Origin of the sequence: Streptomyces sp. 8N114 (genome assembly GCF_052245835.1) — a bacterium.
In the GTDB taxonomy this organism is placed as follows: domain Bacteria; phylum Actinomycetota; class Actinomycetes; order Streptomycetales; family Streptomycetaceae; genus Streptomyces.
In genome coordinates, this window is record NZ_JBQQBT010000002.1 from 182,115 (window position 1) to 202,649 (window position 20,535).

At 72.8% G+C, this 20,535-nt stretch carries 16 protein-coding genes; 9 read left to right on the forward strand and 7 right to left on the reverse strand.

What is annotated here, in order from left to right; translation table 11 throughout:
* Positions 1–17: 17 nt before the first annotated feature.
* From ACTWQF_RS06360 to ACTWQF_RS06390, 7 genes are all read right to left on the reverse strand, one after another.
* A complete protein-coding gene (locus ACTWQF_RS06360) occupies positions 18–1,331 on the reverse strand; it encodes an aspartate kinase (RefSeq protein WP_443277885.1) in 1,314 nt (437 codons plus the stop codon).
* On the reverse strand, positions 1,328–2,386 hold the full coding sequence (locus ACTWQF_RS06365) for a methyltransferase (RefSeq protein ID WP_443277887.1): 1,059 nt from the start codon (positions 2,384–2,386) through the stop codon (positions 1,328–1,330). The genes ACTWQF_RS06360 and ACTWQF_RS06365 overlap by 4 nt, the downstream gene beginning before the upstream one ends.
* A 126-nt stretch (positions 2,387–2,512) precedes the next feature.
* A complete protein-coding gene (locus tag ACTWQF_RS06370; RefSeq protein ID WP_443277889.1) occupies positions 2,513–3,205 on the reverse strand; it encodes an HAD family hydrolase in 693 nt (230 codons plus the stop codon).
* 1 nt (position 3,206) lies between these two features.
* The gene (locus tag ACTWQF_RS06375; protein ID WP_443277891.1) at positions 3,207–4,145 is read right to left on the reverse strand and encodes a pseudouridine-5'-phosphate glycosidase; all 939 of its coding nucleotides are present in this window, start codon (positions 4,143–4,145) and stop codon (positions 3,207–3,209) included.
* 36 nt (positions 4,146–4,181) lie between these two features.
* The gene (locus ACTWQF_RS06380; protein ID WP_443277893.1) at positions 4,182–5,267 is read right to left on the reverse strand and encodes an aldo/keto reductase; all 1,086 of its coding nucleotides are present in this window, start codon (positions 5,265–5,267) and stop codon (positions 4,182–4,184) included.
* On the reverse strand, positions 5,258–6,268 hold the full coding sequence (locus ACTWQF_RS06385) for an SDR family oxidoreductase (RefSeq protein WP_443277895.1): 1,011 nt from the start codon (positions 6,266–6,268) through the stop codon (positions 5,258–5,260). The genes ACTWQF_RS06380 and ACTWQF_RS06385 overlap by 10 nt, the downstream gene beginning before the upstream one ends.
* A gap of 106 nt (positions 6,269–6,374) precedes the next feature.
* Positions 6,375–8,006: a carboxylesterase family protein gene (locus tag ACTWQF_RS06390; RefSeq protein WP_443277897.1), complete on the reverse strand. Its 1,632-nt coding sequence runs from the start codon at positions 8,004–8,006 to the stop codon at positions 6,375–6,377.
* Between the two features lie 668 nt (positions 8,007–8,674).
* On the opposite strand from ACTWQF_RS06390, the gene ACTWQF_RS06395 reads away from it, so the two are divergent.
* From ACTWQF_RS06395 to ACTWQF_RS06435, 9 genes are all read left to right on the forward strand, one after another.
* Positions 8,675–11,329, forward strand: a complete 2,655-nt coding sequence (locus ACTWQF_RS06395; RefSeq protein ID WP_443277899.1) for a LuxR C-terminal-related transcriptional regulator — start codon at positions 8,675–8,677, stop codon at positions 11,327–11,329.
* Positions 11,330–11,464: 135 nt separating this feature from the next.
* On the forward strand, positions 11,465–13,528 hold the full coding sequence (locus tag ACTWQF_RS06400) for an anthranilate synthase family protein (RefSeq protein ID WP_443277901.1): 2,064 nt from the start codon (positions 11,465–11,467) through the stop codon (positions 13,526–13,528).
* Positions 13,525–14,793, forward strand: coding sequence for a 3-deoxy-7-phosphoheptulonate synthase (locus tag ACTWQF_RS06405; RefSeq protein ID WP_443277903.1), 1,269 nt, complete (start codon positions 13,525–13,527; stop codon positions 14,791–14,793). The genes ACTWQF_RS06400 and ACTWQF_RS06405 overlap by 4 nt, the downstream gene beginning before the upstream one ends.
* A gap of 82 nt (positions 14,794–14,875) precedes the next feature.
* A complete protein-coding gene (locus ACTWQF_RS06410; protein WP_443277905.1) occupies positions 14,876–15,700 on the forward strand; it encodes a 2,3-dihydro-2,3-dihydroxybenzoate dehydrogenase in 825 nt (274 codons plus the stop codon).
* 36 nt (positions 15,701–15,736) lie between these two features.
* Complete coding sequence (locus ACTWQF_RS06415) at positions 15,737–16,456, forward strand: isochorismatase family protein (RefSeq protein WP_443277907.1); 720 nt, start codon at positions 15,737–15,739, stop codon at positions 16,454–16,456.
* Positions 16,446–17,087 carry a UbiX family flavin prenyltransferase gene (locus ACTWQF_RS06420; RefSeq protein ID WP_443277909.1) on the forward strand — a complete coding sequence of 214 codons (642 nt, stop codon included), beginning with the start codon at positions 16,446–16,448 and terminating at the stop codon, positions 17,085–17,087. Before ACTWQF_RS06415 ends, ACTWQF_RS06420 begins: the two co-directional genes overlap by 11 nt.
* A gap of 75 nt (positions 17,088–17,162) precedes the next feature.
* Positions 17,163–18,599 carry a non-oxidative hydroxyarylic acid decarboxylases subunit C gene (locus tag ACTWQF_RS06425; RefSeq protein ID WP_443277911.1) on the forward strand — a complete coding sequence of 479 codons (1,437 nt, stop codon included), beginning with the start codon at positions 17,163–17,165 and terminating at the stop codon, positions 18,597–18,599.
* Positions 18,600–18,770: 171 nt separating this feature from the next.
* Positions 18,771–18,986 carry a non-oxidative hydroxyarylic acid decarboxylases subunit D gene (locus tag ACTWQF_RS06430; RefSeq protein ID WP_443277913.1) on the forward strand — a complete coding sequence of 72 codons (216 nt, stop codon included), beginning with the start codon at positions 18,771–18,773 and terminating at the stop codon, positions 18,984–18,986.
* On the forward strand, positions 18,983–20,491 hold the full coding sequence (locus tag ACTWQF_RS06435) for a hypothetical protein (RefSeq protein WP_443277915.1): 1,509 nt from the start codon (positions 18,983–18,985) through the stop codon (positions 20,489–20,491). Before ACTWQF_RS06430 ends, ACTWQF_RS06435 begins: the two co-directional genes overlap by 4 nt.
* Positions 20,492–20,535: the final 44 nt, after the last annotated feature.

Below are 20,535 nucleotides of genomic sequence, written 5' to 3' on the forward strand. Positions count from 1 at the left end.
GAGGCGCCGGAGAAGCCCTAGCCGCCAACGCGCGCGGCGTTCAAGGCGAACGCCGTGTGGAGGACGCGTACTGCCTCCGCGAGGCGCTCGGCAGGAACGAGGGCCGAGGCCCGCATCTGGGTGGTGAGAATCCACGTCGTGGGGATTCCGGCGTCCGCGAGGGCGCTGAGCATCCGTGCAGTGCACTCCGGACGGTTGAGCAGCCCGGTGCCCACGACAGTGACTTTGCCGACCTCCTCATCGACCCGCAACTCACCGCCGAGCGCCCCAACCAACCGCTCCAACGCATCCCGCGCCCCGCACAGTTCGCCGCGCCGGGTGGAGAAGCCCATCCGGAACTCCTCCTCCTGCGGCCCTGACCGGGCCACGAGATCGACGGGCAGCGCGTGCTCGGCGAGTACGCGGAGGACATCGGGAGCGATGTCCCGCCCCGCGCCCGCGCAGCGCACCAGCACCCGGGCCACGTCCGTGTCATGGGTGACGGCGGTGACGACCGGCGCGGTCTCCAGCGCCGTCTCGTACGTACCGGTGATCACTGTTCCTGGTCCTTCCGTGGCGGAGCTCAGCACATGGGTGGGCATCTGGTGCAGGGCGGCCAGTTCCACGGCGCGGGAGTGCAGTACTCGGGCGCCGGTGAACGCCATCTCGGCCATCACGTCGACGGGTATGTGCGGCAGCAGCCGCGGCGCTGCGACCACCCGGGGGTCGGCGCTGAAGACGCCCGCGACATCCGTGTAGATCTCACAGCGCTCGGCCCCCAGGCCGACGGCCAGCGCGACCGCGGTGGTGTCCGAGCCGCCGCGGCCCAAGGTCACCGTGTCACCGCTGGAGTTGACGCCCTGGAAGCCGGCGACGACCGGAACGACACCGGCGTCGAGCAGCCCCAGGATGCGGCCCGGCGCCAGCCGGTCGATCAGTCCGGAGCCGTGCCGCCCCAGTGCCCTGACGCCTGCCTGGCCGCCGGTCAGCGACAGGGCGCGGGTGCCGCGTGTGTGCAGCGCCATCGCCATCAGGGCCGCCGAGGCGATCTCCCCGGTGGCCAGCAGCTGGTCGGCCTCGCGCAGGTTCGTGCCAGGAGCTGCCCCGCCGGGCGTGAAGTGCCGGGCCCGGGCGAGCAGCTCGTCCGTGGTGTCGCCCTGCGCGGAGACGACCAGGACGACGCGCTCGCCCCTGGCCCGTGCCGCGCCGACCCGCCCGGCGGCGTGCCGTATCAGCTCGGGCGTGGCCAGCGAGCTGCCCCCGTACTTGTGGACGACCAGTCCCGGGCGGCGCCCCCGCGGCGGCCCGGTACCGGCGGCAGCCGGGCGCGCCATGGTCTGCGAGGTTCTCATCGCGGCACCGGCCGTCCCCGTACCACGCGGAAGTCCGTGGCCTCGATCGTCGGGGAGATTCCGGCCAGCTCGAAACCGGCCTCCGCGAAGACGTGCCGCAGCTGCGCCTCGGTCCGCTCGAAGCCGCCTGCCGTCAGCACGAGCATGTTGAGATCGCTGAACGCGGTCTCCACACACACCGACTCGCGGGCGGTGTCGGGGAGCACCGGCTCCAGCACCAGCAGGGTGTCCGAAGTGTCCATCGCGGCACGGCAGCTGCGGAGCAGGTCGATCGCCCGGGCGTCGTCCCAGTTGTGCAGGACGCTCTTGAGGAGGTAGCCGTCCCCGTCCTCGGGCACCTTGTCGAAGAAGTCTCCCGCCACCACCTCGCTGCGGGCCGCCAGCCCCGCCTCGGATAGCCGCTCGCGGGCCTGCTCGGCCATGGCGGGCGTCTCCAGCACGATGCCCGCCTGGCCGGAGCAGCGCTCCAGGATCGCCGCCAGCAACGTCCCGTCGCCGCCTCCGACATCGACCAGGGTGCGGTACGGCGAGAAGTCGTATCCGGCGACGATGAACGGCGCCTCGAAAGCGGCGTTCGCGGCCATCGCGGCACGGAACGTCTGCGCGAATCCGGGATGCTGGGCGATGTAGGAGTAGAAGTCGGTGCCGTGCAGGGTGTCGAAAGCCGCCTCGCCGGTGGTGATGCTGTGGGTCAGATACGACCAGGAGCGCCAGAACTCCTCCCCGCAGAACAGCGCGGCGATGTCGACGAGATGGCCGGGGGCCGAGGCGTCCAGCAGCCCGCCGGTGGGCGTGGTGCCGAAGGTGCCCGGCTCCGGCTCGGCCAGTACGCCGAACGTCACCAGGGCCCGCAGCAGCCGGTGCAGCGACGGTGGATGGGTGCCGGTCAGCGAGGCCAGTTCGGCGCCGGTGCGCGGTCCCTCGCGCAACAGTTCGGGGATGCGCAGCTCCACCGCGGTACGGATCATCTGCGAGGTCATATAGCCGTACGTCATCCGTACCAGCAGTGCTCGCCGCTCGGCGGCCTCCTGCGCTGTCATGGCGTCTTCTGCCATGGCGTTCTCCTTCGCTGGATGTCTGCGTAGCTTCCGCTTCCGGATATTGCGTGTCTTCCGGAATCGCGTGTCTTCCGGACACGGCCGGGGGCCGGGGCAGTGCTGCCCCGGCGCCCGGTCCGCCGCTCAGGCCCCGACGGGAACACCGGTCAGTACCGCCGTGACCACCGCGTCGAAGGAGTCGACGACGGTATCGGCACCGGCCGCCGTGAGCTCCGCCGCTTCGGCGACCCCGTAGCCGACACCGATGGTGGCCATCCCGGCGGCGACGCCCATCTCGATGTCACCGGTCGCATCGCCCACCACGACGCACTCCTGGGGCGCGAGGCCGAGTTCCTCGGCGACCTTCAGCGCCATGTCCGGGTGCGGCTTGCCGCGCGGCACGCTGTCGTGCCCGGCGATGGCGTCGAACTGTTCGGCGATCGCGGTCAGTTCGACGGTCTTGACGGCTGCGGCGTGGACCTTGGAGGTGGCGATGCCCAGCTTCCTGCCGGCCTCCCGCAGCTGGAGCAGCCCGGAGGCGACGCCCGGGAAGAGCAGCCTGGGCCCCTCCGCGCGTACATGCTCGCCGAACAGCCGGCGGTACTCGGCCATGGCCTGTCCGACGTCCTGGTGGCCGGGATCGACGCCGAGCAGCAAGGCGAAGTTCTGGTCCAGCGGCTTGCCCACCGTCGCGCGGATCTCCGCCTCGACAGGTGAACGCCCCATCGCGCTCAGGATCTTGGCGGTGACCGAGGTGATGGCGGGCGCGGTGTCGGCGAGCGTACCGTCCAGATCGAAGATCACGCCCCGTCGTACGGGACCGGTGGAGACGGCCATCTCAGCTCTCCTCCCGCACGGCGGACAGCGCGACGGCGAACTCGCCGGCGAGCCGCGCGTTGCTGATCAGCACCGAGCGCGTCGCGGCACCCGAGCGGCCCGCGGTGGCCTCGCCGACGGCCCGCATCAGGAACGGGCTGACCGCGTTGCCGACCACCCCGGCGCGGCCGGCCTCGTCGAGCGCCTGCTGGATGACCCGCTCGATCTCCGTACCGTCCAGTGCGTCCTGCTCGTCGATGGGCGCGGTCAGCAGCACCGAGCCGCCCTTGTTGACCTCCCAGTGCAGCAGCACCGAACGCGCGGCCTGCGCCAGGTCGTCCACCCGCGGCACCGGGACGTCCGACTCACGTACGTAGAACGCGGGCAGGGAGTCGGTGCGGTAGCCGAGTACGGGGACTCCGGCGGTCTCCAGCACCTCGGCCGTCAGCTCGAGATCCAGGATCGACTTGGCGCCTGCGCACACCACCGTCATCCGGCTGCGGGTGAACTGCTGGAGATCGGCCGAGATGTCGAAGGTCTCCTGCGCCCCGCGGTGCACACCGCCGATACCCGCCGTGGAGAACACCGGGATCCCGGCGCGCTCGGCGCCCACGATGGTGGAGGCGACGGTGGTCGCGCCGAGGCCGCCGCCCGCCATGACCCGGCCGATGTCCCGGGCGCTCACCTTCGGGGTGCCCTTACTCTGTCCGAACCTCTCGATCATCTCCTCGTCCATGCCGACGACGAACCTGCCGTCGGCGATGCCCAGGGTGGCGGGCACCGCGCCCGCGTCCCGTACGGCCTTCTCCAGCGCGAGCGCGATCTCCACGCTTGCCGGGTAGCCGGGCCCGTGGGCGATGAGCGAGGACTCCAGCGCGACAACGGGGCGCCCCTCGGCGATCGCGCCGCGTACCTCCTCGCTGATGTCGGTCAGGGTGTCCGTGCTGTCCGTGCTGTCCACGTGTCGTTTCCTCTCAGCAGTTGCGACGGATGGGCCTCACGCGTTCGGCGGGGCCGAGGGCCCGCGGCGCTCCCAGGAGGGGGCCACGGGGGCGCCGACGCCGTTCCTGCGCCGCAGCGCCGGGTCGGCCAGCGCCTCGGGCGTGTAGTGCGCGTCGGCGGGGTTGAGCACCGTGCCGGGCGGCACGCAGTCGTCGATACGGTCGAGCAGGTCGGCGTCCAGCACCGTGTCGGCCGCCGCCAGCAGGCCGTCCAGCTGCTCGCGGGTGCGCGGCCCGATCAGTACCGAGGTCACCGCCGGGTGGTTGCGTACGAAGCCGAGGGCCAGCTGCATCAGCGTCAGCCCGGCGTCCGAGGCGAGCTTGGCCAGCCGGCCCACGGTGGCCTGTTTGCGCCGGTTCCCGGCCAGTTCCAGGTCGAAGTTGGCCCGGTGCGCGGCCTGCCGGCCCTGGCTCAGATCGATCTCGCCCTGGTACTTGCCGGTCAGCCAGCCCTCGCTGAGCGGGCTCCACGTCGTCACCCCGAGGCCGTGCCGGATGCAGGTGGGGAACGTGGCCGCCTCCGCAGCCCTGTTGAGCAGCGAGTACGGTGCCTGCTCGGTACGGAACCGGACCAGTCCGCGCCGCTCGGAGACCCACTGCGCCTCGACGATCTCCTCGGCCGGGAAGGTGGTGGTGCCGACCGCGCACACCTTGCCCGCGGCGACCAGGTCGGTCAGCGCGGAGAGGGTCTCCTCCAGATCCGTCTCCGGGTCGGGCCGGTGCACCTGGTACAGGTCGATCCGGTCGGTGCCCAGCCGACGCAGGCTCTCCTCCACCGCGCGGGTGATCCACCGCCGGGAGTTGCCCGACCGGTGCGGCCCGTCACCCATCGGGAAGTGGAATTTGGTGGCCAGCACGATCTCGTCCCTGCGGCGTGCCAGCGCCTTCCCGACGATCTCCTCCGAGCCGCCCCAGGAGTAGACGTCGGCGGTGTCCACGAAGTTGATCCCGGCGTCCAGCGCCGCCTCGATCACGCCGACCGACTCCTCGACGTCGGGGTTGCCCCAGACGCCGAACATCATCGTGCCCAGACACAGCGGGCTGACCTGCATACCGGTGCGGCCCAACGTCCTCAGTTCCACTGCGCGTCCTCCTCGTTCGCTGCGGCGGGTGCGGCGGGTGCGGCGGGTGCGGCGGGTGCGGCGGGTGCGGCGGGTGCGGCGGGTGCGGCGGGTGCGGCCCACCGGCTCCACGGCTGGGCGGCGATCCACTGGCGCAGCGGGGTCAGCCGGACGCCCAGGTGCTTCTCGGTGGCCGCCGCGTCGGCGGTGAAGGCGTCGGCTCCGGCCGAGGCGCACGCCCAGTGGTAGCCGCCCGCGATGCCGGCGCCGAGCTGCGGACCGAGCACCGCGCTCACCGCGGCCTCGAAGTCGCCGGGAGCCATCGGGCGGAAGGTCACATCCCGGCCCAGTACGTCCTCGAAGAGCGCCGCGAGCCGCGGCCCCGTGACGGCTTCCGGGCCGCCGATCCGCAGCGCGGAGCCGACCAGTTCGTCGGCGCCCTCCAGGGCCGCCACCGTGGCCGCGGCCATGTCGTCCAGCGACATCCAGCTGACCGGCAGCGTGGTGGGCAGCGGGAAGGCCAGCACCCCGTCGTTGACCAGCGCAGGGGCGTGCCCGGGACCGAACAGGTTGTCCAGGTAGAGCGGCGGGCGCAGCACCGTGACCGGCACGTCCGCAGCGCGCAGTGTCTCCTCCGCGATCCGCCGGGTCTCGAACGCCGGGTAGCCGGTCGGCTCCGCCGGCACCGGCAGGTTGGTGTTGAACACCATCCGGCGTACCCCGGCCGTCTCTGCCGCGTACGCGATGTTCTTGGCGTACGCCGCGGCCACATCCTCGTCGTAGACCAGCGGAAGGCTCGCGGCCACCCGCGTCACCCCGTCGAACGCGCGGCACAGCGCGTCGCGGTCCGCGAGGTCGACCGGGTGCCCGGTCGCGGCGGCCGGCATCGTGCCCGCCCCGGTCGCGCCCCGGGCGATCCCCACCACGGTGCGGTCCTGTGCGGTCAACTGCCTGAGCACCGCGCCACCCTGGGCGCCGGTGGCACCCATCACCAGATAGCGCTCCTGCTGTGCGTCGGACATGGTGTTCCTTCCTGTCGGCCTGTGGCCGGGGTCGGGGACAGGGGGTCCAAGGGGTGGGGCTGGGGCCGGTCCTGGAGATGGGACTCGGGAAGACCGCGAAGCCGCGTCAGGGCCTGGGCACCCAGCCGGCCCGGTCCCAGAACGCGAGCTGGCGCAGCTTGGGCGTGGCGGCCACGTGCGCCACCCGCTCGCCGCCCAGCACCAGGGAGTGCGGAGCGCGGGCCGCGAAGACTGGCCACCGGGGGACGCTCGGGCTGAGCGGCACTCCCGTGCGGGCGAAGGAGGCCACCAGGTCGATGAAGGTGTGCGAGATCCGGCGCTCCAGCGGGCCGTCCCCGTACACCGGCGCGTTCTGCGGAATGCCGTAGGTGCCGAAGAGGAACGGGGAGGTCGCCTCGTGCGGCGTTCCGTGCCGCGGTGGCAGCACAGGATGGGCGAAGTCCATGTGGTACTGCGGCAGTCCGCTCTCGCGGGCGCGGCGCTGGGCCAGCCGCAGGATCTGGTAGCGGAACAGTCCGTCGCCGTAGATCTCGGTGTAGAGCGAGAGCGGGTCGTCGGGCAGTCCGTCGGCGCGCGCTGCGGCCCGGTAGGCGTCCAGCGCGCCGTCCAGCAGCGCGTCGGGCACCTCGCGTGCGCCCACCAGCAGGTACTCCCGTGTCATACGCCGCAGTTCGGCCTCGGTGCGCGGTGCGGGCGCGGTCGCATCCGTGTAGAACGAGCCCTCTGTACGGGTGTTGATCACCATGGCCGGCAGCGCCGGCGTCGGCAGCTCGTGGTCGTAGCCGCGCACCCAGCGGCCGTCGATGACAGGGCCGCGGAACATCCGGCCGCTGCCTACCTCGCGCGTGTCCGGAGCGCCCGCGAAGTGGCCTTCCCAGGCGTCCATCACCGCCGGTGCGGGAAGCCGGCGCAGCCCGGCCACGGTGCTGTCCAACCGGTGCGCCGTGCTCTCGTACGTGCTGTGCGCGTCGCGCGGGGTCAGGGCGCCGGCCGGGGTCCACACATGGGCTGCGCTGATCGGGACGATACGGCGGACCAGTGGGCGGGTCCGCGGATGCAGGGCGAGCTGCCACACGCTGGAGCCGCCGGCCGAGGTGCCGCACAGCGTGATGTTGTCCGGGTCCCCGCCGAAGGCCCGGGCGTTCTCGTGCACCCAGCGCAGCAGCGCCGCCTGGTCCTGGAGCCCCCAGTTGGCCGCCGCGTCGCCGGTGCCGAAGCCCTCGTGGAGTCCCCAGCCGAAGCAGCCCAGCCGGTAGTTGAAGGTCACAACGACGAGTCCGCCGCGCCGCGCGGGGCCGCTTCCGTCGTACGTCGGGTTGCTTGCGGTGTTGTACAGCCAGGCACCGCCGTGCACATAGATGAGAACGGGGCTGCTGCCCGTGAGGTCGGGCGTCCACACGTTGGCGTAGAGCGCATCCTCGGTACCGTCGCGCGCACCGGGCGAGAGGAAGGGCCGGGAGAACTCCACCGTCTCGCGTATCCCGGTCCACGGCAGCGGCGGTGCGGGCGGTGCGAAACGCAGCCGCCCCAGCGGCGGCCGGGCGTAGGGCACGCCCCGGAAGACGGCGATCCCGTCCTCGTCCGTGCCCCGCACCGCACCCGCCGAGGTGCGGGCCACCGGGCGGTGCCGGGGCTGCGTTTCCCCCGGCGTTTCCCGCGCGGTACGGGCCAAGGCCGGGGTGGTGGCGCCCGTGGCCACAAGGGCGGCCGTTCCCGTGAGCAGGGCACGTCGGTGCACCGGCTGCCTCCTTGGATGGGCCGGAACCGCTGCGGGCACCGGCGATCGGCGAAGCGTGGCTGTGTCAGCCACGGCCAGCCTGGTACGGAGGGAGCCGCGATCACCTCACGCGAACGCGGGATATGCGAGGCGGCGGGGGAGCGGCCGGGCCGCGTGCGGCCGCCTGCGGGGGGCCGTTCGTGAGGGCCGTCTGCGAGGCTCCGCGAGCCGAAGGGGAGTGCTGTCTTCCGCCCCGGGATTCCTGTATGCATGGCTCTGAGCGCCACGCTCGCGTACGACTTGAGAAGCGCAGGAAAGCTCCGGGCGCGTGCAGAGCTGGAGGGCACCAACTGCTCGAGTGCGCCAAGAGCTTGAGTGAGAGCGGAAGTCCACGGGGGGTGGATCAGCGGACGCCGCTGCCGTGCTGTCGGTGGCCGACAGCGTCACAGGAATCAGCCGATCTATTCGACCACTGATTCGACCACGACTGTGCCGACTCGCAGCGCATCAGGAGTCCCCGGTCCTGCTGTGCGGTCCACGACAAGTGACCCTTTGGCAAGCCTCCCTACCGCCGACGTACGGCGTGCCAGGCCGCGGTGCCCACGCGTCCCGGCACGGTGCCGCCCCCAGCGGCGGTACGTCGACGTCCATCGAGGCAGGCACCGTCGTCATTCCGAGGGAGATGGGACGTGTCCTTGACCGGACTGACAGTGCCGCGCGAAGCGCCCACGGCGGGCCGCCACGAAGAACGGGGCGTGCTGCGCGGCATGCTGGAGAAGTTACGAAGCGGCACCGGCGGCTGCGTGAGCATCGAGGGGCCAGAGGGTATCGGCAAGACCCACTTGCTGCATACCGTCCGGTCCGAGGCCGCCCAATTGGGGCTGCGTCTCGTACGGGGCGACGAGGTGATCGCGGAGCGCGATCCGGACGAGCGGCTCCGCCAACTGAGCGCCTGCGGCGACCCGTTCGCCGTCGCACTGGACAACACCGAACGGCTACCCGAAGCGCGGGCCCTGCTGCTGGCCGCGCTGCTGCGGCGCACCAGTCAGCTGCCTGTGCTTTGGCTGCTGGCCCGCAGAACCGGTGGCCGCATCAGCGCGGCGAGCACGGTGCTGGAGGAGGTCGCTGCCCGGCACGCCACCCGGCTGAGCCTGGGCCCGCTGGATGTGGCCGCCATGGACGAGATGGCCACCACGGCGTTCGGCGCCACCATGGAGCCCCGGCTCGCCGAGCTCGTCCACCGCACCGGGGGCGCGCCCGGACTGGTGAAACTGCTGCTCGACGCGCTGACGGAGGACGGCCTGGTGCGCGTCCGCTCCCAACGTGCGGGACTGCGCAGCGACGAACTGCCGCGCCGCGTCCTGGACACCGTCGCGCTGCGGCTGAACGACCTGTCCGAGGATGCCCGGCTGCTGGTGACGGCGCTCGCCGTCTTCGACCGGCCGGGCACCCTGCACGAGGCCAGTGCGCTCCTGGACCGGCCGGCGCTCCAGGTGGCCGCCGCAGCCCACGAGGCGCTGCGCGACGGTGTGCTCGTCGAACGGGAGCAGGGCATCGACTTCCGCTACCCGCTGGTCCGCGACGCGGTCTACGAGAACCTGCCCGGCGCCACCCGGATGGCACTGCACCGGGAGGCCGCCAATCTGCTCCAGCACGACGGGGCCGCCGCCGACGAGGTCGCCCGGCACATCTCGCTCGGCAGCAGACCCGGCGAGGACACCTCCGGCCGGCTGTTCGCCTTCATCGAGCGCACCAGCAACTCACCGCACGGGGTCACCGACTCGGTGCGGCTGCTGGCCACCGCGGGGCACCACGAGGAGGCCCGTGCCCTGGTGGCCAGTGTGCTGCGCGAGGGAGGAACCAAGGCCGCGGACAGCGCCGTCCAGGTGCGCACCCTGCTGGCCGTCGCCTCGGCCTGGCTCTACACCGGCCGGAACGACGGACTGACCGGCCAGGCCGTCGGCTTCCTCGGCGAGTCCGTGCACTCTCCGGCGCAGCAGGCTCGGCTGCTGGCCGCCCGCAGTGTCGCCCACCTGTGCGACATGCAGCCGCACGCCGCCGTCGAGACCGGCCGCCGGGCGCTGCGGGCGGGCGAGGAGAGCGCCGACCTGCTCACCCGGCTGGTCGCCGACATGACGCTGAGCCGGTGCGCGCTGAACGCGGGCGACCTCGACCAGGCCGTGACGCGGGCCTGCGAGGCCATGCACCTCGCACACCTCGGCGGCCGGGAGACGGCCCACCACTACCCCCATCTGATGATGGCTGCAGCGCTCGCCGCGTACGACGAACTGGCCGAGGCCGAAACCATGGTGCGGCTCGGGGAGCAGCAGGCCCGGCGCAAGGGAGACACCTGGCTGCGGCCGATGTGGGACCTCCAGCGCGCCTTGGTGCGGTTCGCCGCCGGCCGGCTGTTCGAGGCGGAGCAGGCCGCCGAGGCCGCCGTCGCCTGCGCGGAGCCGCACAGCCCGGTCGGCTCCACCACGCTCGCGCTGCTCAGCCATCTCGCCCTGCTGCGCGACGATGTGCCAACCGCCCGCTACCACCTGCGCTGCGCCGCGCTCGGCCCGTTCGACACCATGGACTCGGCCCCCGAGGACCTGCTGTGGCGACGCGGCCTGCTCCAGCACGCGGAGGGCGACACCCCGGGCGCCTTCCGCACCCTGCGCCCGCTCTACGGAACGCTGCCGACCCGCCCCCGGCTGCTCGGCCGCGAGCCGGAGGCCGCAGCGGCACTGGTCCGTATCGCCCGCTGCGCCGGAGCCCGGGAACAGGCCGCGACGGTGGTGGCGGTGATGCGGGACCTGACCGGCCGGCACCCGGCCGTGCGTTCGCTGCAGGGCGCCGCCATGCACGCGGAGGGCGTGCTGCGGGACGACGTCCGGCTGGTGGAACTGGCCCACCAGGAGCAGCGGTTGGCGGCCCGGCCGCTCGCGCTGGCTTCGGCCCTGGAGGACAGCGGTCTGCTGGCGCGCGCCGCCGGAGCCGGCCAGCAGGCGACGACCCGGCTGCGCCAGGCGCTGTGCCTCTACGAGAAGGCCGGCGCCAGCCTGCTCGCGCGCAGGGTCCGCGGCCGGCTCAAGGAGCAGCCGGCGCGCACCGGCGGAAACCAGCCGCAGGCCCCCGTTCCCGGCTGGGAGTCGCTGACCGAGTCCGAACGCCGCGTGGGCATGCTCGTCGCCCAGGGACTGACCAACCGCGAGGTCGCCAAGCGGCTCTTCCTCTCCCCGCACACCGTCGACAGCCATCTGCGCCAGTGCTTCGCCAAGTTCGCCGTCAACAACCGGGTGGAACTGACACGAGCCGTGCTGGAACACCACACTCCCGACGATCCCGAGAACACGTGATGTGTCCCTGGTGCGGGCCAGGAGAGAGTGACCATGCAGCGGCGCCCCTGACAGCGCGCCGCGCGTGGTCCTTTGCCCGCGGCCGCACCGGCCGCGCGACGGACAGGGGGCCTCCTTTCGCTGGAGGGAACGATCGTGGGACTACCATCCGCATCCGCCGACTCCGCGCCCCGGACACAGCGCTCCGCCACCACCAGGACGATCGAGCGCCTCCTGGGGCCGGACCCAGGGCCCTTCGCCCTGCTGTGGCGACCGGCCGCACACGGCCGGGACGCCCTGGAGCTCCTCACCGGGCCCGTGGCCGAACTACGGGAACTGGGCGAACTGTCGTGGCACTGCACCGGGATGCCGGCCTCCCGGGCGGTGCTCGCCCTGTTGCCTTTCCGCCAGATCACCGAACGCGGCTTCGCCTGCCACGACGGCAAGGAGCCCGTGCTGGCCATGCTGGTCGAAGAGCGGGCGGAGGCCGCCGTGCAGGACGTGCTGCCGCTGCTGGAGCGGCTGCCCGCCACGGCGGCCGAGGCCGCCTTCGACCTGGACGACACCGAGTACGCGCAGCGGGTACGCCAGGTCGTCGACGAGGAGATCGCCACCGGAGCCGGGGCCAACTTCGTCATCTGCCGCACCCTGAGCGCGCAGCTGCCCGGTCCCGCCCACCTGGGCGCGCTGGCCATGTTCGGCCGCCTGCTGCGCCAGCCGGGCGCCTACTGGACGTTCGTGATCCACACCGGCGACCAGACCTTGGTCGGAGCCACGCCGGAGCGGCACATCTGCCTCAACGGCGGTCGTGCCGTGATGAACCCGATCAGCGGCACCTACCGGCACCCGCGTTCGGGAGCCGAACTCGACGGTCTGCTCTCGTTCCTGTCCGACCGCAAGGAGACCGACGAACTGTCCATGGTCGTCGACGAGGAACTCAAGATGATGGCCGGGGTGTGCCAGCGCGGGGCCCGGCTACACGGGCCGTACCTGAAGATGATGGAGCGCCTCTCGCACACCGAGTACCTTTTGGAGGGCGAGAGCGACCGTGACCCGGTGGACATTCTGCGGGCCACCATGTTCGCGCCCACCGTCACCGGCAGCCCGCTGGAGAACGCGTGCCGCGTCATCGCACGGCACGAACGGGAGAGCCGCGGCTACTACAGCGGTGTCGCCGCGCTCATCGACAACGACCACCTGGGGCGTCCCGCGCTGGACTCCTCGATCCTGATCCGTACCGCGCACATCGACTCCGGCGGCACGCTGCGGCTGAGCGTGGGAGCCACCCTGGTACGGCACTCGGACCCGGACTCGGAGGCCGCCGAGACCCGGGCCAAGGCAGCCGGACTGCTCGACGCCGCGGGGCTGCGGCTCGCGGGGGAGCCACAGCCCACACCCGTCCACGGTCCGGCGGTCCCGGGCCCGGTCACCCCGCCCCACCCGCGGCTGCGTCCGGCGCACGCGCTGCTCGCCGGGCACCCGCGGGTACGGGAGGCGCTGCAGCGGCGTAACGCCCCACTGGCCGACTTCTGGCTGGCGCAGCCGCCCGCACCGGACCGGGGGCCGGCCGGCCGCCGCACCCAGCCGCTCACGGGGGTGGACGTACGCGTCGTCGACGCCGAGGACTCCTTCACCGGCATGCTCGCCATCCAACTGCGGGAACTCGGCGCGCACACCACCGTCGTGCCCCACGACCGGGCGGCGGAGCACCTCGCGCGCTCCGGCCCCGGCGCTCTCGTCGTGGTCGGCCCGGGCCCGGGGGACCCGCGGGACGACACCGACCCGCGTATCCGGGCCGTCCGCACCACCGTGGCGCGGCTGCTCGACGGGCCGACGCCGTTCGTCGCCGTCTGCCTCGGCCACCAGGTGCTCGCCCGGCTGCTCGGCTTCGAGCTGCGCCCGCGTCCCGTACCGCACCAGGGAGTGCAGCAGGAGATCGACTTCTTCGGCCGCCGGGAACACGTCGGCTTCTACAACTCCTACGCCGCGCACTCCGCTTCGTCCCGTGTGCGCTGTGCCGGGACGGCCGGCGAGGTGCAGGTCGCGCGGGACCCGGAGACCGGCGAGGTGCACGCGCTGCGCGGGACCGGTTTCGTCTCGGCCCAGTTCCACCCCGAGTCGGTGCTCACCAGGAACGGCATCCACCTGGTGGCACAGCTCGCCCGCACCGCGCTGGCGACCCCGGACCCGACCCTGAGCAATGCACGGAGGAGCACATGAACGGCACAGCGGGCCGGCCGGCGGCGCCGGAGGCCCCCCTCGGCGTCCAGCACCTGGTCCCTCCCGGGCGGCACGGACCGGAGCCCGGCCGGCACGGACAAGAGCCGCAGTGGAGCGACCACCCGGCGCTGGGTGAGGTCTCGGCCCGGCTCGCCGCCGCGCCGCCGCTCGTGCACGTGGACGAGGTACGGCAGCTGCGCCAGGCGCTCGCCTCGGTCGCGCGTGGTGACGGACTCGTGCTCCAGGCCGGTGACTGTGCGGAGAGCCTGGACGAGTGCGGGCCCGCTCAGGCGGCGCACCGTATCGCGGTCCTCGACGAGCTCGGCGACCACCTGGAGCGCAGCTCGGGGCGGCACGTCGTACGCATCGGCAGGCTGGCGGGCCAGTTCGCCAAGCCGCGCTCGCAGCCCACCGAACGGGTCGGCGACCGCGAACTGCCGGTCTTCCGCGGCCATATGGTCAACTCGGAGGTGCCGACGGTACTGGCACGCCGCCCCGACCCGCGCCGGATGCTCCGCGCCTACGAAGCCGCCGCCACCGTCCTCGAAGCGCTGCGGGACCGCCGGCGAGCACGGACCGCGGGCCCGTGGGCCAGCCACGAGGCGCTGGTGCTGGACTACGAGCATCCGCTGGTGCGGGACAGCAGGGGCGGACGGGGTGACTGGGAGGGCCGGGACAGCCGCGTCGACCGGGACGTCGACGAGCCGCTGCTGACCTCGACCCATCTGCCGTGGGTGGGGGAGCGTACCCGGGGACCCGGGTCCAGGCACCTGGCGCTGCTGGCGTCGGTCGCCAACCCCGTCGCCTGCAAGCTCGGCCCGACGGCCACCCCCGACGAGGTCCTGCTGCTGTGCCGGCTGCTCGACCCCGACCGCGTGCCGGGCCGGCTCACACTGATCGTCCGGATGGGACGGTCCCGTATCTCCGAGGCGCTGCCGCCGATCGTCGCGGCGGTCCGCAGGGCGGGGCACCCCGTGGTGTGGCTGTGCGACCCGATGCACGGCAACACCGTGCGGGCTGCGAACGGGCTCAAGACGCGCTATCTGCCCGACCTCATCGCCGAGGCCGCGGCCTTCCGCACCGTGCTGGACCGGCAGGGTCGGCACGCGGGCGGTGTCCACCTGGAGGTCGCCGCATCCGACGTCACCGAATGCGTGGGCGGGCCCGTCGGCTCCGCCGAGGGTCTCGGCGAGCGGTACACCACGCTGTGCGACCCACGCCTCAACCCGGAACAGGCCCGCCGCTTTCTGAACACCTGGGCCTGAAGGCACCTGGGCCCGAACGCTCCTGGGCCCGAACACACCTGGGTCCGAGGCGCCGGCCTCGGGCCCGTCCTAGGGGGAACCGATGAACCACACGCACACCACGAATGCGGAGCAGGACAGTACGCCCGACGATCCGGGGCGCGGCACCGTCGCGCTCGTCACCGGTGCCGCGGGGGGCATCGGTGCCGCCGTCGTACGGGCACTCGCGGCGCGCGGCCTTCAGGTCGCGGCGGCCGACTCCGCGGCCGAGCCGCTCACGTCACTGGTCAAGGAGGTGACGGAATCGGGAGGGTACGCACACCCCTACCCGCTCGATGTCTCCGACAGCGTGGCCGTCGACGCGACCGTGGCGCGGATCGAGGACGAACTGGGCCCGGTGGAGGTGCTGGCCAACGTCGCGGGCGTGCTGCGCGCGGCGCCGGCGCTCGCGTTGAGCGACGAGGACTGGACCACCACCTTCGCCGTGAACACGACCGGCGTCTTCCACGTCTCCCGGGCCGTCGGACGCCGGATGGCGCGGCGGCGGGGCGGCGCCATCGTCACGGTCGCCTCCAACGCCGCGTCCGTGCCCCGCTCGCAGATGGCGGCATACGGCGCTTCGAAGGCCGCCGCCACCTCGTTCACCAAGACGCTCGGGCTCGAACTCGCCCCGTACGGGGTGCGCTGCAACATCGTCGCGCCCGGCTCCACCCGTACCCCCATGCTGCACAGCCTCTGGCAGGACGAGCAGAGCGAACAGGCCACCCTGCACGGCGATCCGGCCGCCTACCGCGTCGGCATCCCGCTGGGCCGGATCGCCGAGCCGCACAACGTCGCCGACGCCGTGGTCTTCCTGCTGTCGTCCGCGGCGTCCCAGATCACCATGCACGACCTGTTCGTGGACGGCGGCGCCGCGCTCGGCCGCTGACCGCGCCGCCGCTCACTCACCCAAGGAGGCTCCGCGGTGCGGATACCCGACAACGTGACCTACCCGATGCCCCGCGACGTACGGGGCGCTGCCTCAGGCGGCCTGTGGCGGCCGGACCCCGGCCGTGCCGCGCTGCTTGTGCACGACATGCAGCGCTACTTCCTCGACTTCTTCCCGCCCGGCAGCTCGCCCCGCCGGGAGCTGGTGGCGCACACCGCGCAGCTCGTCGCAGCGGCCCGGGACGCGGGCCTGCCCGTCCTCTACACGGCGCAGCCGGGCGATATGACCCGGCAGCAGCGCGGGCTGCTGTACGACGTGTGGGGGCCCGGCATGTCCGCCGACCCCGTCCACCGGGCCATCCTCCCCGAGGTGGCGCCGCGCGAGGGCGAGCCGGTCCTCACCAAGTGGCGCTACAGCGCCTTCGCCCGCACCGACCTTCTGGAGCGGCTCGCCCGGCTGGGGCGCGACCAGTTGGTGATCTGCGGCGTCTACGCGCACATCGGCTGCCTGATGACCGCCGTGGACGCCTTCACCAACGACATCCAGCCCTTCCTGGTGGCCGACGCGGTCGCCGACTTCACGCCCGAGTTCCACGACCTCGCCCTCGACTACGCCACCGACCGCTGCGCCGCCACCCCCACCACCGCCGAACTGCTGCACGCGCTGCACGACGCGCGGCCCGGAGGCACCTCCCGGCCGGAGGCCGGGGGAGGCGCCGGGGAGCGGGCAGCTGCCGGAGCCGGCCGTGCGGGCTGAGCCGGCGGACGGCCGTACGCAGCCCGCACGGCGGATCGTCGTCGGGATCACCGGGGCCACCGGCGCCGTCTACGGGATCAGGCTGCTGGAGGCGCTGGCCGCGGTGCCCGAGGTGGAGACCCATCTGATACTCAGTAGGTGGGCCCGCACCACCATCGGCCTGGAGACGGAGTGGACGGCGGGCGAGGTCACCGCGCTGGCGGACGTCTGCCACGCACCCGACGACCTGGGCGCCACCGTGGCCAGCGGCTCGTTCCGTACCGACGGCATGGTGATCGCGCCGTGCAGCATGAAGACGCTCGCGGCGGTCCGCACCGGCTACACCGAGGGCCTGGTGGCGCGTGCCGCCGACGTCACGCTCAAGGAGCGCCGCCGACTGGTGCTGGTGCCCCGCGAGACGCCGGTCAGCGAGGTGCACCTGGAGAACATGCTGACGCTCGCCCGGATGGGCGCCGTCGTCATGCCGCCCGTGCCCGCCTTCTACAACCGGCCGCGCACCATCGACGAGCTCGTGGCCCATCTGGTGTCGCGGGTGCTGGACCAGTTCGGGCTGGAAGCGCCCGTCGGGCTTCCGGCGCCCGCGCACCGCTGGGAGGGCATGCGAGCCGCCCGGCTGCGCGCCACGTCCTGACCGCTTTCGCGTACCACCGTCCCTTTTCGCGCACCACCGTCCCTGACCGACCTCTCTGCCGGAAGGCGGCGATCCGTGCCCTACGACGATTTGCGCGGCTTCCTCGAAGTCCTCGACAAACACGGCCAGTTGCTGCGCTTCACCGAACCGGTCGACCCGGAGCCCGACTTGGCCGCCGCTGCCAATGCGGCGGCCCGGCTGGGTGCCGGAGCGCCGGCGCTGTGCTTCGAGCAGGTGACCGGTTACCCCACCGGCCGGGTCGCGCTCAATGTGCACGGCTCCTGGGCCAACCACGCGATCGCGCTCGACCTGCCGCCCGCCACCCCGGTCCGCCGGCAGGTGGCGGAGTTCAGCCGCCGCTGGGAGTCCTTCCCGGTGCCGCCCGAGCGCCGCGCGGCACCGCCGTTCCTCGCCCACACGGTGGAGGGCGACGACATCGACCTCTACCGCGTGCTGCCGCTCTTCCGGCTCAACGCGCACGACGGCGGCTGCTACGTCGACAAGGCCGCCGTGGTCACCCGGGACCCCGATGACCCCGACCACTTCGGCAAGCAGAACGTGGGCATCTACCGCCTCCAGTGCAAGGGCAGACGACGGTTCGGCATCCAGCCGGGCTCCATCCACGACATCGCGCGCCATCTGCGGATCGCCGAGGAGCGCGGCGAGGATCTGCCGGTCGCCGTCGCGCTGGGCAACGAGCCGGTGACCTCCGTCGTCGCCGCCACGCCCATGGCCTACGACGAGTCCGAGTACGAGCTGGCCGGCGCGCTGCGCGGGGCGCCGGCGCCGATCGCCCGGGCGCCACTGACCGGCCTCGACGTGCCGTGGGGCTGCGAGGTGCTGATGGAGGGGGTGATCGAGTCCCGGGTCCGGGAGATCGAGGGACCCTTCGGGGAGTTCACCGGCCACTACTCGGGCGGTCGCCGGATGCCGGTGGTCCGGATCGACCGGGTCTCCCACCGCACGGACCCGCTCTTCGAGCATCTGTATCTCGGCCAGCCGTGGACCGAGATCGACTACCTCATGGGCCCCGCGACCTGTGTGCCGCTGCTGAAGCAACTGCGCGCGGAGTTCCCGGAGGTGGTCGCCGTCAACGCGATGTACACCCATGGCCTGGTCGCGATCGTCTCGACCCGCTCCCGTCTCGGCGGCTTCGCGCGTGCGGTGGGGCTGCGGGTCGCCACCACCCCGCACGGCCTCGGCTACTGCAAGGTCGTCATCGTGGTGGACGAGACGGTCGATCCGTTCGATCTGCCGCAGGTGATGTGGGCGCTGTCCACCAAGTTCAACCCGAGCGACGACGTCATCCACCTGCCGAAGATGTCGATCCTGCCGCTGGATCCGTCCTCGGACCCGACCGGTGTCAGCGGCAAGATCGTGCTCGACGCCACCACGCCGGTCCCTCCGGACCGGCGTGGTCGGCATGAGACCCCGGTCCGCGATTTGCCGGAGGCCGTCGCTTGGCTGGAGCGGCTCCGCGTGCTCACCGGGGAGGGCGAACGTGATTGTTGAGGGGAGCGCCTGTTCTGGTGAGGGGGTGCCCCTTGCTCGACGCTGCAGGCTGCGGCTGAGTTGTGGCTGGTGGGGGCACCTCCCGGCCGGAGGCTGAGGGAGCAGTTCCCCGCGCCCCTTCGGGGCGCGTCCCCCTGCTCTGCTCAATTCCCAAATGAAAGGAGAACAGTTATGAGCTGTCCCAGGTGTCAGTCCGAGCGCGTCGAGACGGTTACCGTCGCGGCGGATGGGGCGTGGGAGGTGCGGCAGTGCACCTGTTGCTGGTATGCGTGGCGCAGCACCGAGCCGCCGGAGAGGACGACGGCGGAGCACTTTCCCGCGGAGTTCCGGATGGACCGGCAGGCCATCGAGAGCGCGCCCGAACTGCCTGCCGTGCCCCAGCGGTGAGCGCTGAGTGGCGGCCCCGCAGGCGGCAGGCGCTCGCCGCGCTCGCCGCATCGGCCAGTGCCACCGCGCTGACGGCAGCACGATCGGGCGCCCCGGGAGACCGGCAACGGCAACACCCGTTGCCGGACCCGCACTTCACCGTGACCCGCCGCTACCGGCCCGTCGATCTGATCGCGCCGCGCTTCGTCGACCACGACACCGGGCCGCTGGCCACCACGCCCGCACGGCTGTTGGCCCCCGTCGGACCGGCCGCGCCGTTCGCGACCGTCGTCGCGGAGGTCACCGCTCTGCGGCCCGGCGGCACCGTCGCGCCGGGGCTGGAGACGGCCGACGGCAGTCAGGCGGTGCGGGCCCGGTGCGACGCGGAGGGCACCGTATCGCTGGAGGTCCGTACGGCAGGCGGCACCACGGTGGTCGCCACCGCAGCGCCGCGGCTCCAGGCACCTTTCCGACTTGCCTGCAGCGTGACGGGCCGCACCGTCGCCGTCTTCGCCGCCACCGAAGGTCCCGGACTGCCCTGGCGGCCCCTGCTCACCGACAAGGGCACCGTTGCCGGACTGCTCGATCTGCGGCAGCCCGCGCTCGTGCGCCGGCTGCGCTACGCGTGCCGTAGCGAGGGCGCTGTCCTGCGCCGAGTACGCGGCGGGCATTTCGGGCAGTTGGGGCTGCGCGATCTGCATCTGGTGCGGGAGGCGGAGGGACGCCCCTACGTACGGGACGGCAGAGTGTTCTTCACCGCGGGATGCGCGGGCGCCGGCTTCTCACAGGAGGCGCACACCGGCGTGTGGGCCATGGACCCGGCGGACCCGGGGAGCCTGGAACAGGTGGCCAAGGTGTTCTTCTCCCGGGACGGGCTGCTCGTCGGCGACCATGGCGGGCAGATCGTGCACGACCCGGCGCGCGACCGGTTCATCGTCCTGGCCGTCGGCGGCAATCTGCCCACTCCGGGAGTACGGCTCTACCACACCACCACCTCCGCCGACGTACTGCGCGGAGTACACGTCCTGCACGACAGGCCGCTGGCCGCGCCGGTCACCCGCAGTGCCTGGGACCCGGCCCTGCTGCGCGCGGGTGGCCGGTGGCTGTGGGCGTACGCCGATGTCACAGAGCACGAGCCCGAGTTGCGCTTCCGCCCGGTGCTGGCGGCTGCCGAGCGCGGCGGCGACTATGCGGACGGTATCGCCCGGCTCCCGGTGCCCGCCGGACCGGCGCAGACGGAGGGCTGCCGCTGGCAGTGGTTCGCAGGGCGGCCGTATCTGCTGGTGAGCGACCGCGCCCGCAGGACGTATCCGCGACTGGATCTCACGATGCGGCAGCGTGGCACCCTGGACGCCCCCTATCCGTCGGGCACGCCCTTCCCGCAGGTCTTCCCCGACCCACGGCCCGGCAGCGACGACTGGCTCCTGGTCACCTTCGACGAGTCGATGTACGAGGAGGAGGTCCTGCCCTACGGCACCCACGGCGAGGTCGTCACCATGCGGGCCCCCGGCGCAGCGCGCCCATGAAAGGGCCCGCACCCGGCCGGGTGCGGGCCCATGGGCCATGGCCG